This window comes from Sphingomonas astaxanthinifaciens DSM 22298 (genome assembly GCF_000711715.1).
Lineage (GTDB): Bacteria > Pseudomonadota > Alphaproteobacteria > Sphingomonadales > Sphingomonadaceae > Sphingomicrobium > Sphingomicrobium astaxanthinifaciens_A.
This window is the reverse complement of sequence record NZ_JONN01000001.1, coordinates 441,976-455,465: the sequence shown is the minus strand read 5'-3', so window position 1 is coordinate 455,465 and position 13,490 is coordinate 441,976. Positions and strand designations below refer to the sequence as shown.

The window sequence follows — 13,490 nt, the reverse complement described above, 5'->3', positions numbered from 1 at the left end:
GCTTTCTTTATATCCCTAAATTCGCGTCTGAACGCTCCGGAGACCCATGCGCAACTCCTATCTCTTCACCTCCGAATCCGTGTCCGAAGGCCATCCCGACAAGGTCGCCGACCAGATCAGCGACGCCGTCGTCGACCTGTTCCTGTCGAAGGATCCCGAGGCGCGCGTCGCCTGCGAGACGCTGACCACCACCAACCTCGTGGTGCTGGCGGGCGAGATCCGCGGCAAGGGCATCATGGACGAGGCCGGCAACTGGGCCGAGGGCATCGAGCAGGAGATCGAGGACGTTGTCCGCCAGACCGTCCGCAAGATCGGCTACGAGCAGGACGGCTTCCACTGGAGCAATCTCGAGTTCCAGAACCACCTGCATCCGCAGTCGGCGCACATCGCGCAGGGCGTCGACGCCGGTGAGGGCAAGGACGAAGGCGCGGGCGACCAGGGCATCATGTTCGGCTTCGCCTGCGACGAGACTCCGGACCTCATGCCGGCGACGCTCTATTACAGCCACAAGATCCTCGAGAAGCTGGCCGCCGACCGTCATTCGGGCGCGGCGCCCTTCCTCGAGCCCGACGCCAAGAGCCAGGTCACCCTGCGCTTCGCCAACGGCCGCCCGGTCGAGGCGACCGCGGTGGTGGTCTCGACCCAGCACAAGCAAGGCTATGACGCCGGCGAACAGGAAGCCGAGCTCAAGGACTATGTGAAGAAGGCGGTCGCCTCGGTCATTCCGGCCGAGCTCCTGACCGACCAGACCGTCTATCACATCAACCCGACCGGCAGCTTCGTCATCGGCGGTCCCGACGGCGACAGCGGGCTGACCGGGCGCAAGATCATCGTCGACACTTATGGCGGCGCGGCCCCGCACGGCGGCGGCGCGTTCAGCGGCAAGGACCCGACCAAGGTCGACCGCTCGGCCGCCTATGTCGCGCGTTACCTCGCGAAGAACATCGTCGCCGCTGGGCTGGCGACGCGCTGCACCATTCAGCTCAGCTACGCGATCGGTGTCAGCGAGCCCCTGTCGCTCTATGTCGACACGCATGGCACGGGGACGGTCGGCGACGACGTGCTCGAGCAGGCGATCGGCAAGATCGAGCGGCTGGGCCGGCTGACCCCGCGCGGGATCCGCACCCTCCTCGGCCTCAACAAGCCGATCTACGAGGCGACCGCGGCTTATGGCCACTTCGGGCGCAAGGCCGAGGGCGACCTCTTCCCGTGGGAAAAGACCGACCTCGTCGACGAACTGAAGGCGCTGGCGGCGGCCTAGCCGACCGCGGCGGCGAGCGGCTGGACCTTGCCTCGGGGCTGGTCCGGCCGCCGGCCGAGCGACCAGTTGGCCTGCATCCGCACCTGCGGATTGGGCACGCACCAAATCTCGCCGCCCTCGTCCATCGCGACCACCCACAGGAGGTCGAACTCGGGGCCATAGTCGATGACGGCCATGGCCTGTCCCTTGCCGCGATCGACGACGTGGAGGGGAAGCGGGGGCTGTAGCTGCGTGAAGCTCATGCCCCCTCAACGCCGCGCGCAGCAAAAGGGGTGCGCGGCTGGTCCAAAGGCTAGCGGCGGTCGCGGCTGAACTTGGGCGAGGACGCGGCCGGCTCGTCCTCCTGCGGATCGCGAACGCCGACCCGGTGGCGATAGACGAGTTCGCCGCCGAGCCAGCCCGAATAGACCAGGATCGCGACCGACGCGCCGCCGAGCCAGATGCCGAGCGACCCGATCATCTCGCTGCCCCCGCCGAGGCGAACGAACAGGCTGACCGCTTCCAGTGTCACCACCACGACATTGGCGATCATGTGCCGGGTCGCCTGGCCGATCCTGCGCACGCGGTCGTCGCCGAGATAATCGGCCATGCCGGTCGCGGCGGCGAGGAGCGCGGTGACCAGCCCGACCCCGATCAGCCAGTTGCTCGCGGTCGCCCAGCCCGCCTCGTGGGAGGCGAGCCACATGGTGTCGGTGACGAAGGCGCCGATGAAGCTGACGATCGGGAACGGGGCCACCAAGGGATGGAGCGGATGGCCGCCGATGTGGGCGGTTGCCCGCGGATAATCGCCATTCATGGGACGCATTTACCTCTCGACTGTTGTCGCCGCAGCGTTGGCCCTTAAAGGCCTATCGCATGACCGCGCACAAGTCCGGCGATCCGCTGACCCTCAATCGTCTTTACGGCCGTTCGAGCGGACACAAGCTCCGCCAGGGCCAGCAAGCCCTGGTCGAGACCCTGCTGCCCCAGGTGGACGTCCCCGCCGACGGGCCGATCACCTCGGCCATCCTGTTCGGCGACGACCGGCCGCTTCACTTCGAGATCGGCTTCGGTTCGGGCGAGCATCTCGCGCACCGCGCCGATCTCCTCCCCGACCATGGTTTCGTCGGGGCCGAGCCCTTCCTCAACGGCGTCGCGACCGCGCTCGGCCATGTCCGCGACGGGCCGCTGCGCAATGTCCGGCTGCACATGGGCGATGCGCTCGAGGTGCTTCGACGGGTGCCCGACGGCAGCCTGTTCATGCTCTATCTGCTCCATCCCGACCCCTGGCCCAAGGCGCGGCACGCCAAGCGGCGGATGGTCAATGACGGGCCGGTCGGGCTGTTCGCCGACAAGCTCCGGCCGGGCGGCGAACTGCGCATCGCCACCGACCACCCGGTCTATCTAGAATGGACGCTGATGGTGATGCAGCGGCACACGCAGGACTTCGAATGGCTGGCCGAGACGCCGTCCGATTTCCTCGATCCCCCCTCGGGCTGGATCGAGACCCGCTATGGCGCGAAGAGCCGGCGCGAGGGCCGACGGCCTTATTACCTGCGCTACCGCCGGACCTGAGGCGGGCCCCATGCGTTGGACGCTCCGAACAGTAACCAGCGGAGTAGTCCCCATGAACATCGACACCATCGCCGGCACCACCGACCAGGTGAAGGGCCAGGTCAAGGAAGGCCTCGGCCAGGCCACCAACGATCCCGTGCTGCAGCAGGACGGCCTCGCCGACCAGCTGACCGGCACCGTCCGCAAGGGCATCGGCCAGGTCCGCGACGTCGCGATGAAGCAGCCCTTCGCCACCGCCGCGGCGGTCGGGGTGATCGGCCTCGCAATCATCAACACGCTGCGCGGCAAGAAGACCTACTAAGGGTCGACCGGATCAGGCGGGCGTCAGCTTCAGCAGGCGCCCGCCGTCCTCGAGCAGATAGATTTCCCCCTTGGGCCCCTGCTCCACCTCGCGAATGCGGGCCCCCATGTCCCAGCGCTCGGCCTTTTTCGCCTGATCGCCGGTGACGTCGACACGGATCAGCGACTGCCCCGACAGCGCGCCGAGCAGCAGGTCGCCCTTCCACGCCGGGAACAGGTCGCCGGTGTAGACGATCAGCCCCGCCGGCGAGATGCTCGGGTTCCACCAGACCTTGGGCGCCTCGAACTCGGGCCGGGTCGGATGATCGGGAATGTCGCCCCCACCATAGTCCGAACCGTTCGACACGACCGGCCAGCCATAATTCTTGCCGGGCGTGATGAGATTGACCTCGTCGCCGCCCTGCGGCCCCATCTCATGTTCCCACAGCTTGCCGTCGGGCGCGAAGGCGAGGCCGAGGAGGTTGCGGTGGCCCATCGACCAGAGCTGGGCAGTGACCCCGCCCTTCGCCGCCCAGGGATTGCCCGGGAAGGGCTGGCCCTCGGGGGTCAGGCGCAGCACCTTGCCGAGGTTCTTGTCCATCGCCTGGGCGGGGTCGCCCTTCTGCCGTTCGCCCGAGGTGACATACATGGCGCCGTCGGGCCCGAAGGCGATGCGGTGCGAGAAATGGCCGGCACCGGTGACCTTGGGATCCTGCCGCCAGACGATCCTGAAATCCTGCAACGCATAGGTGCCGGCGCTCTCGACGAGGCGGCCGTAACCCACCGCCGCACCGCTGGTCCCGCCGGGGCCGCCCTCGACGAAGCTCAGGTAGACGCGATTGTCGGGCCCGATCACCACATCGCCGAGGCCGCCCTGCCCCGCCACCTTGACCGTGGGCACGCCGGTTACCGCTGTCCTCGCGCCGCTCGCCGTATCGACCACCCACAGCCGGCCGTCCTTCTCGCTGACGAGGGCGTTGGTCGAGCCCGGCAGGAAGGTCATGGCCCAGGGCGTGTCGAAATTGGCGACGGGGGCGACCTTGAAGGGCTTGCCGCCGGTGGCGGGGCGATCTTCCGACGGCAGCGCCGCGGTGCCGCAGGAGGCGAGAGCCAGACCAAAGGCCAACAGGGCACGTGAAGCTTTTGGCGGCATCCTTGCGTATCTCCAGTGGTTATGGTCACGGTCGTGCTTTCCAGCGACCCTTATAGGAAGTCCCTGTCCTGGTGCAGCCCGTCAAGCTACTCAGTCTTTCGACCGCGCTGCCCCCTCATCGCGTCACGCAAGACCAGGCCAAGGCATTGGCCCGCGAACTCTTCTCCGGCCGCAAGGCGTTGTTCGACCGGTTGTCGGGCGTCTTCGACAATGCCGGAATAAACGAGCGCGCGATCGTGGCGCCGGCCGAATGGTATGGCAGCGAACACGGCTGGCAGTCGCGCAACGCGCTCTACCTCGAGGCCTCGGAGCGCCTGTTCGAGGAAGCCGCGCTGCTTGCGCTGCGCCGGGCTGACCTCCGCCCCGACCAGATCGACGGTGTGGTCACGGTCTCGACCACCGGCATCGCCACGCCCAGCCTCGAGGCACGGGTCGGCCCGCGAATCGGGCTTCGCGGCGACGTCCGCCGGGTGCCGGTCTTCGGATTGGGCTGCGCGGGCGGGGTCAGCGGGCTGGCGCTCGCCGCACGGCTCGCCGCCGCCGAGCCCGGCAAGCGCTTCCTGTTCGTGACGATCGAGACCTGCTCGATCTCGATCCGGCTCGACACCGACGATCCCGCGGCGCTGGTCGCGACCGCCTTGTTCGGCGACGGCGCGGCCGCGGCCGTGGTCTCGACCGAGGGCGCGGGCCTCGGCACGATCACCGCCGCGGGCGAGCGGCAATGGCCTGACACGCTCGGCATCATGGGCTGGCGGGTCGAGGATCCGGGGCTGGCGGTGGTGTTCGACCGCGCCATCCCGCCCTTCGTCACCAAGGAACTGGCCGGCGCGGTCGACGGGATCCTCGCCGACATGGGGCTGACCCGAAGCGACATCGACCGGCTCTGCTCGCATCCCGGCGGAGCCAAGGTGATCACCGCGATCGAGGAGGCGATGGACCTGGCGCCAGGCGCGCTCGACCTCGAGCGGGCGGTGCTTCGCGACCATGGCAACATGAGCGCGCCGACGGTGCTCTTCGTGCTCGAACGGCTGCTGGCGCGCGGCCTTCCGGCGCGAACCCTGCTGACCGCCTTCGGGCCGGGCTTCACCTGCGCCGCCTTGACCCTGGAGCGTGCATGACCCCGCACTGGCCCGAACTCGCCATTCTCTTCTTCGTGCTGCTGCAGCGCCTGTCCGAGCTGGTGCTGGCGAGGGCCAATACGGCGCGGCTGCTGGCGATGGGGGCGAAGGAATATGCGCCCGGCCATTATCCGCTGATCGTCGCGGTCCATGCCGGCTGGCTCGCCACCCTGTTCTGGCTGGCGCCGGGACAGCCGATCGCCTGGCCGCTGCTTGGCCTGTTCGTGCTGCTCCAGCTCGGCCGGCTGTGGGTGCTGCGCACGCTGGGCCCGCGCTGGACGACGCGGATCATCGTGCTGCCGAACGCGCCGCTGGTGACGGGCGGCCCCTTCCGCTTCGTCAGCCACCCCAATTACCTGGTGGTGATCGGCGAGATCGCGGTCCTGCCCCTGGTCTTCGGGCTGTGGCAGGTCGCGCTGATCTTCTCGCTGCTCAACGCGGCGGTGCTGTTCATCCGTATCCGCGCCGAGGAGCGCGCGCTCCGCCTCGCCTAGCGCGGGTAGACGTAGATGTCGTAGCGCTCGTCCCCGAAGGCGTCGCGGATCGCGGCGATCCTTCGGGTGCCGGCCTGGAACCGCGCGATATTCTGCGGCGTGAAGGTCATGTAGTCGGCGTACATGACGTCGTAGCGGCCGGGCTTCACGGTCCGAAGATCGCGCTCCATGGCGATGACCACCGGCCGGCCCGTGGCCGCATGGAGCTGACGGGCCGAGCCCAGGATGTCGTCGAGGCTCATCTCCTTGCGCCCCGTCATGCTGAAAGGCGTGACGGTGCCGAACCGCTGCTGGCGAAGCAGGTAGAAGGGCTTCCCCGTCCAGTAGACGACGCTTTCGCCAAGCGCGTCGGGTTCGACGATCAGCGGCGCGTCCTTGTATTCGGGGCGCTCGAGGATGGCGGCGAGTTCCTTCGCGCCCGACCACGGCCGGCCCGCGACGAGGCCGGCGACCGGCCCGCGCACATACATGACGCTTTCCATCGCCAGCAGCAGGACGAAGCCCCAGCGCGCGACCAGCGACAGCAGGCCGTGGTCCTCGTCCCGCTCGGCGACAGGCCCGGCGGCGCGCTTGTCGCCCTCGACCCACAGCAGGGCGACGAGGAACATGAGGAGCAGCGCGGCATGGCGGAAGGCGGCGGGGAAGCCGAAGAAGAAGAATAGTTTCAGCGTCACGAATGCGGCGGCGGCGGCGACGACGGCGGGCCGGCGGCGGGCGAACACCGCGATGCTGAGGACGATGAACAGGTTGGCGAGCTGCGGCGCGTTGTGGAAGCCGAGCGCCGCGAAGGAGCGATAGCCGTCGATGATCCCGGGCAGCAGGGTCTGGGCATTGAGGGGCACGCGGTTGACCGCGGCGGCCGCGTCATTGGCGGGCGGATAGATGGCAAGGAAACAAAGGAGGACGCCGAGCAGCATCAGCGCGCCGTTGGTCGCCAGCACCAGTACGGAACGCGAGCGCCAGCCCGGCCGCTCGCCCCACAATTCCATCATCCGGTAGAGGAAGAAGGCGCCGGCGAGGAAGACGCTCGGCGCGTTGGTATTGCACAGGAGGAGCAGCAGGAGCCCGAACCACAGACTGTCGCGGATCCGCGCATAGAAGGCGGCGATGGCGAACAGCACCAGCGCGCTGATCCCGTAATTGCGCGACACCACCGAATAATCGAAACCGAGGTGGAGGCTGAACAGCAGGATCGCGATCAGCCCGAGACGAAACGGGGCCCGGAGCGCAAGCAAGCTGCCGGCCGCCGCCGCGACCAGGAAGCCGACCGCGGGCAGCACCTCGCGCACCCCGAACAGGTCGTTCCCGGCCTTGAGCAGAATATACCAGAGATAGGGATGTCCCTCGCCGTGTACGACGCGGAACATGTCGGGCCAGCTTTGCCCCATCTGCATCAGCGAATAGGCGCGGACCTCGTCGCGCCAGGGGACGTGGTGGGCGACCATCCACAAGGTGACGGCGAGCCAGGCGGCGAGGATGAGCAGCCGCGCTCCCCGCGTCGCGCGTGGCGGAACGTCCGTCAGCAGCGGCTGCCGGAACCAGTCGGATTTCTGTTGCACTCGCCCCCCACGCGCTAGATCGAAGACGCCTTAGCCTCGGCCCGCGCGTCTCGCCAAGGGGCGGCTTCAGCGGGGATAGACGTAGACGTCGTAGCTTTCATCGCCGCCCGAATTGCGCAGCGAGGCGATCCGCCGGGTCCGTGCCTCGAAGCGGGCGACGCTGTCGGGGGTGAGGACGGTGTAATCACGGTACATGAGATCGTACTTGCCCGGCGGGAGCCGGTCGATCGGCAGGTTGATCGCGATCAGCACCGGCTTGCCCGTCCGCGCATGAACCGCCGCCGCCTGGTCGGCCAGCCGGTCGAGGGTCAGCAGCTTGTTTCCGCTGTTGGCGAGCGGGGTGACGGTCCCGAGGCGGTCCTGGCGGATCAGCCAGTTGGGCCGGCCGGTCTGGTAGGCGACCGATTCGCCCATGGTGTCGGGCTCCACCATCAGCAGCGACCCGCGATATTCCGGCCGGTCGAGCAGCCGGGCAAGGTCGGCGGCGTGGCTGAAGGGCTTGCCGGCCACGGCGTTGGAGATGGGCGCGATGACATAAAGGACCGACTGCATCGCGACGAGCACGAAGAGCGCCCAGCTTCCGACGAGGGGAAGGAGGCTCTGGCGTTCGCCCTCGGTCGTGGGTTTGCGTGCCTCGATCCAGACGAGCGCGATCATGAAGGCGAAGAACAAGGCCGAGTGCCGGTAATAGCCGGGGTAGACCATGAAGAAGAACAAGCGGAGGCAGATGAGTGCCGCGAGTGCGGTCACCAGCGCGGGCGTGCGGCGGGCGAAGACGAGCACGCTCAGCCAGACAAGGATGATCCCCATCGGTGAGAAATCACCGAAGCCGACCTGAATGAAGGACCGGTAGGCGGTCGCCAGCGCAGCCAGCAGATTCATGGCGGTCAGCGGCAAGGCGTTGGCGGCAGCGGCTGCGTCGTTCGCGGGCGGATAGACCGCGAGGAAGCAAAGCACGGTTCCGAGCAGGAGCAATGCGGTGTTGCCGGCCCAGCGCCGCCACTCGGCCGAGCGCAGGTCACGGTTGGCGCTCCAGATCTCGAGCATCCGATAGAGCGCGAAGACGCCGGCGAGGAAGACGCTCGGAACGTTGGTGTTCGCGAGCAGGAGAAGGAGAACACCAAGCCAGAGCGTGTCGCGGACTCGCGGCCAGAGCGCCGCGATTGCGAACATGAGCAGCGCCGCGATCCCGTAGTTTCGCGCCAGCACGACATATTCGAAGCCGAGCCAAAGGCTGAAGGCCATCAGGGCGAGCGGGAGCAGGCGGAACGGGCCGCGCAGGATCAGCAGCGCGGCGGCCGCGGCCCCGATCATGAAACCGGCGACCTGCAGCACTTCCTTCGCGCCGCTGAGCGAATGGCCCGCCTTTAGGATGATGTACCAGAGATAGGGATGACCCTCGCCGTGCACGACGCGGAAGAGGTCGGGCCAGTCCTTCGCCATCAGCATCAGCGACCAGGCCCGCGCCTCGTCGCGCCAGGGAACGTGATTGAAGGCGAGCCAGGCCGTGACCGCGAGCCAGGCGAGGAGCAGGATGCGGCGTGGCCAGCGGTTGGCGGCGGCCCCCTTCTCGGTCAGCAGCGGCTGGCGCAGCCAGCGGTCGATCGTGCCCCCCACTCCATTCCCCCCGCAGCGTCGCCTTGCGTGTTGGCCGTTCGGCTATCGCCTGTTATTTGTCGCCGTTTACGAGGTCTTTAACCTTAGGCGGCAAGTTTCGGGACGAACAGGTCTCGAAGCAGGAGTGGGCTGGTGATCAACGGACAGCGAGTTGCAGTGGTTCTGCCGGCCTATAATGCCGACAAGACCCTCGAGCGCACCTACAACGAGATCGATTTCTCGATCGTCGACGACGTCATCCTGGTCGACGACTGCAGCAAGGACCGGACCTCGGACCTGGCGCGCGAGCTTGGCATCCACACCGCCGAGCACAGCCGCAATCGCGGCTACGGCGGCAACCAGAAGACCTGCTATTCGATCGCGCTCGAGCGCGGGGCCGACATCGTGGTCATGCTCCACCCCGACTACCAGTATAGCCCGAAGCTGCTTCCGGCGATGGCGGGGATGATCGCCTCGGGTCATTATGACGCGGTCTTCGCCTCGCGAATCCTCGGCAACGGCGCGCTTAGCGGCGGGATGCCGCTCTACAAATATGTCGCCAACCGGCTGCTGACAGCGTTCCAGAATTTGCTGATGGGCGCCAAGCTCAGCGAATATCACACCGGCTACCGCGCCTGGAGCCGCAAGGTGCTGGAGGAGCTCGCCCTCCCCGCCTGTTCGGACGATTTCGTGTTCGACAACCAGATGATCGCTCAGACCATGTGGAAGGGCTTCAACATCGGCGAGATCAGCTGCCCGACGCGCTATTTCGCCGAAGCCTCGAGCATCAACTTCCGGCGCAGCTGCACCTATGGCTTCGGCGTGCTGCGGACCGCGATCCTCTATCGCGCCTGCAAGATGGGGCTGGTCCGCTCGCCCCTGTTCACCAGCACCGAGCGGCTGGGGCCGCTGACCAACGAAATCCGGCCCGCCAAGGCGGCCGAGAACGTCACGGTCGAGGCTGCCTGATGCTTCGCGCGCAGCTGGCCGGCCACAAGCGCCGGGCCCAGCAGGTCCTTGCCCACCCGGCCTCGCGCCAGCTGCTGCGCTACATCGTGGCGGGGCTGCTGGTGACGCAGTTTGCCGCGCTCATCTATTCGGCGCTGGTGCTCCAGCACCTCAGCCCCTTCATCGCCAACATCGGCAGCACCGCCTGCGGGCTCGTCGCGGGCTACACTATCCACAGCCGGTGGAGCTTCAAGGGCGGGCGCAAGGACAGCGAGACGCTCCAGCTCGGCCGTTTCATGACCGCCTCGGGAGTCGCCTTCGCGATCAACAATTTCTGGATCTGGCTGACCGTCCACGCGCTCGGCCTGCCGCCGCTCGCCCCGGTGCCACTGATGATGGCGGCGACCCCGGTGCTGTCCTTCATCCTCAATCGCTACTGGGTCTTCCGCGCGCATTGAGCCCCCGGCCGCCCATTGCACGGGCCGGGCTTCGTCCCTATAGAGGGTTCTCCTCCTCACATCGCTGATGCTGGCGAGGCTGCCCGGGTTCCCGCGGCGGTCCGAGGGGGTTTGGACTTTCGCACGGGGCCTTCATGGACGCTGGATTGACCGCACTGATCGAAACCGAGGCCAAGGCGCTCGGCTTCGACCTCGTGCGAGTCGCGATGGTCGGCGGCAAGTCGGACCCGACGCTCCAGGTCATGGCCGAGCGCCCCGATACTCGCCAGCTCGACCTCGCCGACTGCGAGGCGCTGTCGCGCCGCATTTCGGAAAAGCTCGATGCGCTCGAGGAAGCGGGCAAGGACCCGATCGAGGGCGCCTACCGGCTCGAGGTGAGCTCACCCGGGATCGACCGACCGCTGACCCGGCTCAAGGATTTCACCGACTGGCAGGGCCATGAGGCCCGCCTCCGCCTCGCCCGCGAGGTCGACGGGGCCAAGCAGGTCACCGGCGACATCGAGGGGGTCGAGGGCGAGACGATCCTCATCTCGGGCTCGCAGGGCACCCGCCCGATTCCCTTCGACGCCATCCAGTCGGCCAAGCTGCTGCTCACCGACCGCCTGATCGCCGCCACCATGCCCCTTTCGACCGACGGGGCCGACGAACTACTCACCCAAGAGGAAGACTGACCATCATGGCTACTGCCGCTCCTGCTGCCGCCACGGCCAACAAGGCCGAGCTGCTCGCCATCGCCGACAGCGTCGCCCGCGAGAAGCTGATCGACCGCGGCATCGTCATCGAGGCGATGGAGGACGCGATCCAGCGCGCCGCCCGCGCCCGCTACGGCGCCGAGAACGACATCCGCGCCAAGCTCGACCCGCAGTCGGGCGACCTGCGCCTGTGGCGCGTCCTCGAAGTGGTCGAGGAGACCCCCGAGGATTATTACAAGCAGATCGACCTCAAGGGCGCGCAGAAGCTCAAGGGCGACGCCGCGGTCGGCGACTTCATCGTCGATCCCCTGCCCCCGATCGAGTTCGGCCGCATCGCCGCCCAGGCCGCGAAGCAGGTCATCTTCCAGAAGGTCCGCGACGCCGAGCGCGAGCGTCAGTATGAGGAATTCAAGGACCGCGTCGGCGAAGTCATCACCGGCGTCGTCAAGCGGGTCGAGTTCGGCCACGTGGTCGTCGACCTCGGCCGCGCCGAGGGCGTGATCCGCCGCGACGCGCAGATCCCGCGCGAAATGCACCGCGTCGGCGACCGCGTCCGCAGCTTGATCCTGCGTGTCGCCCGCGAGACCCGCGGGCCCCAGATCTTCCTCAGCCGCGCGCACCCCGACTTCATGAAGAAGCTGTTCGCGCAGGAAGTTCCCGAGATCTACGACGGGATCATCGAGATCAAGGCCGCCGCCCGCGACCCGGGCAGCCGCGCCAAGATCGGCGTGATCAGCTACGACAGCTCGATCGACCCGGTCGGCGCCTGCGTCGGCATGAAGGGCAGCCGCGTCCAGGCGGTGGTCCAGGAGCTGCAGGGCGAGAAGATCGACATCATCCCGTGGAGCGAGGACACCGCGACCTTCGTGGTCAACGCGCTCCAGCCCGCGACCGTCGCCCGAGTCGTCATCGACGAGGAAGAGAGCCGGATCGAGGTGGTGGTCCCCGACGACCAGCTCAGCCTCGCGATCGGCCGCCGCGGCCAGAACGTCCGCCTGGCGAGCCAGCTGACCGCGTCGCAGATCGACATCCTCACCGAAGCCGACGCCAGCGAGAAGCGCCAGCGCGAGTTCGTCGAGCGCTCGGAGATGTTCCAGAACGAGCTCGACGTCGACGAGACGCTGGCCCAGCTGCTGGTCGCTGAAGGATTCACCAGCCTCGAGGAAGTGGCCTACGTCGAGACCGACGAGATCGCCTCGATCGAGGGCCTCGACGACGACATTGCGGGCGAGCTCCAGAGCCGTGCCGGCGAAGCGCTCGAGCGGCGCGAGGCCGCGGCCCGCGAGGAACGCCGCGCGCTTGGCGTCGACGATGCGCTGGCCGAGCTTCCGCACCTCACCGAGCAGATGCTGGTGACGCTGGGCAAGGCCAATATCCGCACGCTCGACGACCTCGCCGACCTCGCCACCGACGAGCTCATCCAGAAGAAGCGGCCCGAGCCGCGCCGCCGCGCCGAAAATGCCGGCCCGGCGCGCGAAGGCGACAAGGGCGGCGTGCTGGCCGAATATGGCCTGTCGGAAGAGCAGGGCAACGAGATCATCATGGCCGCCCGCGCCCACTGGTTCGAGGACGAGGCGCCTGCGCCGCAGACCGAGGAGGCCGCCGATGCGGAATCCTCGCAATGACGGCGATCTAGACTGTTCCCCCGCGCAGGCGGGGGCCCAGTGTTCGGCGGATGAAGGCACCGGGCTCCTGCTTGCGCAGGAGACGGGCCCTCAGCGCAGCTGCATACTCACCCGGCGCACCGCCCCGCGCGACGAGCTGATCCGGCTGGTCCTCGGACCCGACGGGCAGGTCCATCCCGACGTGCGCGCCAAGGCGCCGGGCCGGGGCGCCTGGATCGGGGTCGGCCGCGCCGAGCTCGAGACCGCGATGGCCAAGGGCAAATTGAAGGGTGCGCTCGCCCGCGCGTTCAAGGGCCAGGCGGCGGAGGTTCCGGCCGATCTGCCCGAGAAGATCGAGCAGGCGCTGTCTCGCGCCGCGCTCGACCGGCTGGGGATGGAGGCGCGTTCGGGCACGCTGATCAACGGCGCCGACCGGGTCGAACAGGCCGCGCGAATGGGCAAGGTTCACCTGCTGCTCCATGCCGCCGACGCCGGCGCCGACGGCCGCCGCAAGCTCGACCAGGCCTGGCGCGTGGGCGGCTCGGAAGAGCTCGGCCACCGGCACGGCTTGGAAATCCCCGCCTCGCGCACCATCTTGAGCATGGCGCTGGGGCGCGAAAATGTGGTACATGCCGCACTGACGGACCCGGGAGCTGCCAGCCGCGTGACCCACGCGCTCAATCGCTGGCGCGCTTTCATTGTAGGACCTGGCTTGCTAGGCCGCGGCGACGATGCCGCCGGTCAACGCACCGCCGACGACGAGTAGACAAAGGA

General features: G+C 68.1%; 15 protein-coding genes. 10 read left to right on the top strand and 5 right to left on the bottom strand.

Annotated elements, in window-relative coordinates; genetic code table 11:
• The first annotated feature begins 46 nt into the window (after positions 1–46).
• Positions 47–1,261, top strand: a complete 1,215-nt coding sequence (metK, locus tag BS69_RS0102285; protein WP_029940371.1) for a methionine adenosyltransferase — start codon at positions 47–49, stop codon at positions 1,259–1,261.
• Here metK and BS69_RS0102280 read toward each other — a convergent pair.
• Together BS69_RS0102280 and BS69_RS0102275 are read right to left on the bottom strand one after the other, a co-directional pair.
• The gene (locus BS69_RS0102280; RefSeq protein ID WP_051676467.1) at positions 1,258–1,503 is read right to left on the bottom strand and encodes a hypothetical protein; all 246 of its coding nucleotides are present in this window, start codon (positions 1,501–1,503) and stop codon (positions 1,258–1,260) included. The two genes, metK and BS69_RS0102280, sit on opposite strands and share 4 nt — an antisense overlap.
• Before the next feature lie 50 nt (positions 1,504–1,553).
• Positions 1,554–2,066: a DUF2231 domain-containing protein gene (locus BS69_RS0102275; protein ID WP_211248100.1), complete on the bottom strand. Its 513-nt coding sequence runs from the start codon at positions 2,064–2,066 to the stop codon at positions 1,554–1,556.
• A 50-nt stretch (positions 2,067–2,116) separates the two neighbouring features.
• Here BS69_RS0102275 and trmB point away from each other — a divergent pair, with 50 nt between their 5' ends.
• Both trmB and BS69_RS0102265 read left to right on the top strand, forming a co-directional pair.
• On the top strand, positions 2,117–2,815 hold the full coding sequence (gene trmB, locus BS69_RS0102270) for a tRNA (guanine(46)-N(7))-methyltransferase TrmB (RefSeq protein ID WP_029940368.1): 699 nt from the start codon (positions 2,117–2,119) through the stop codon (positions 2,813–2,815).
• 52 nt (positions 2,816–2,867) lie between these two features.
• A complete protein-coding gene (locus BS69_RS0102265) occupies positions 2,868–3,116 on the top strand; it encodes a CsbD family protein (RefSeq protein WP_029940367.1) in 249 nt (82 codons plus the stop codon).
• A 12-nt stretch (positions 3,117–3,128) separates the two neighbouring features.
• Here the strand turns inward: BS69_RS0102265 and BS69_RS0102260 are convergent, their stop codons facing one another.
• Positions 3,129–4,220, bottom strand: a complete 1,092-nt coding sequence (locus BS69_RS0102260; protein WP_245605091.1) for a PQQ-dependent sugar dehydrogenase — start codon at positions 4,218–4,220, stop codon at positions 3,129–3,131.
• A 173-nt stretch (positions 4,221–4,393) separates the two neighbouring features.
• Here BS69_RS0102260 and BS69_RS0102255 point away from each other — a divergent pair, with 173 nt between their 5' ends.
• Both BS69_RS0102255 and BS69_RS0102250 read left to right on the top strand, forming a co-directional pair.
• Entirely contained in the window at positions 4,394–5,365 is a 972-nt protein-coding gene (locus BS69_RS0102255) for a type III polyketide synthase (protein ID WP_245605090.1), read from the top strand.
• Positions 5,362–5,859 (top strand): isoprenylcysteine carboxyl methyltransferase family protein, encoded by a 498-nt coding sequence (locus BS69_RS0102250; RefSeq protein WP_029940364.1) that lies wholly within the window; start codon positions 5,362–5,364, stop codon positions 5,857–5,859. The genes BS69_RS0102255 and BS69_RS0102250 overlap by 4 nt, the downstream gene beginning before the upstream one ends.
• Here BS69_RS0102250 and BS69_RS0102245 read toward each other — a convergent pair.
• Positions 5,856–7,418, bottom strand: a complete 1,563-nt coding sequence (locus BS69_RS0102245; protein WP_029940363.1) for a hypothetical protein — start codon at positions 7,416–7,418, stop codon at positions 5,856–5,858. The genes BS69_RS0102250 and BS69_RS0102245 overlap by 4 nt on opposite strands.
• A 66-nt stretch (positions 7,419–7,484) precedes the next feature.
• A complete protein-coding gene (locus tag BS69_RS0102240; RefSeq protein ID WP_029940362.1) occupies positions 7,485–9,035 on the bottom strand; it encodes a hypothetical protein in 1,551 nt (516 codons plus the stop codon).
• A 132-nt stretch (positions 9,036–9,167) separates the two neighbouring features.
• Between BS69_RS0102240 and BS69_RS0102235 the strand changes: the two genes are divergently transcribed.
• From BS69_RS0102235 to BS69_RS0102215, 5 genes are all read left to right on the top strand, one after another.
• Positions 9,168–9,983: a glycosyltransferase family 2 protein gene (locus BS69_RS0102235; RefSeq protein WP_029940361.1), complete on the top strand. Its 816-nt coding sequence runs from the start codon at positions 9,168–9,170 to the stop codon at positions 9,981–9,983.
• Entirely contained in the window at positions 9,983–10,420 is a 438-nt protein-coding gene (locus BS69_RS0102230) for a GtrA family protein (RefSeq protein ID WP_051676466.1), read from the top strand. Before BS69_RS0102235 ends, BS69_RS0102230 begins: the two co-directional genes overlap by 1 nt.
• Positions 10,421–10,554: 134 nt before the next feature.
• Entirely contained in the window at positions 10,555–11,091 is a 537-nt protein-coding gene (gene rimP, locus BS69_RS0102225; RefSeq protein WP_029940359.1) for a ribosome maturation protein RimP, read from the top strand.
• Positions 11,092–11,096: 5 nt separating this feature from the next.
• Positions 11,097–12,737 carry a transcription termination factor NusA gene (nusA, locus tag BS69_RS0102220; protein ID WP_029940358.1) on the top strand — a complete coding sequence of 547 codons (1,641 nt, stop codon included), beginning with the start codon at positions 11,097–11,099 and terminating at the stop codon, positions 12,735–12,737.
• Positions 12,718–13,482, top strand: a complete 765-nt coding sequence (locus BS69_RS0102215) for a DUF448 domain-containing protein (RefSeq protein WP_084184218.1) — start codon at positions 12,718–12,720, stop codon at positions 13,480–13,482. The genes nusA and BS69_RS0102215 overlap by 20 nt, the downstream gene beginning before the upstream one ends.
• Positions 13,483–13,490: the final 8 nt, after the last annotated feature.

What these genes read in the sequence shown, in the direction of transcription:
- trmB (WP_029940368.1), top strand. Translation starts at nt 2,117, where the DNA reads ATGACCGCGCACAAGTCCGGCGATCCGCTGACCCTCAATCGTCTTTAC.
- BS69_RS0102230 (WP_051676466.1), top strand. Translation starts at nt 9,983, where the DNA reads ATGCTTCGCGCGCAGCTGGCCGGCCACAAGCGCCGGGCCCAGCAGGTC.
- BS69_RS0102265 (WP_029940367.1), top strand. Translation starts at nt 2,868, where the DNA reads ATGAACATCGACACCATCGCCGGCACCACCGACCAGGTGAAGGGCCAG.
- rimP (WP_029940359.1), top strand. Translation starts at nt 10,555, where the DNA reads ATGGACGCTGGATTGACCGCACTGATCGAAACCGAGGCCAAGGCGCTC.
- BS69_RS0102280 (WP_051676467.1), bottom strand. Translation starts at nt 1,503, where the DNA reads ATGAGCTTCACGCAGCTACAGCCCCCGCTTCCCCTCCACGTCGTCGAT.
- nusA (WP_029940358.1), top strand. Translation starts at nt 11,097, where the DNA reads ATGGCTACTGCCGCTCCTGCTGCCGCCACGGCCAACAAGGCCGAGCTG.
- BS69_RS0102215 (WP_084184218.1), top strand. Translation starts at nt 12,718, where the DNA reads ATGCGGAATCCTCGCAATGACGGCGATCTAGACTGTTCCCCCGCGCAG.
- metK (WP_029940371.1), top strand. Translation starts at nt 47, where the DNA reads ATGCGCAACTCCTATCTCTTCACCTCCGAATCCGTGTCCGAAGGCCAT.
- BS69_RS0102250 (WP_029940364.1), top strand. Translation starts at nt 5,362, where the DNA reads ATGACCCCGCACTGGCCCGAACTCGCCATTCTCTTCTTCGTGCTGCTG.
- BS69_RS0102275 (WP_211248100.1), bottom strand. Translation starts at nt 2,066, where the DNA reads ATGCGTCCCATGAATGGCGATTATCCGCGGGCAACCGCCCACATCGGC.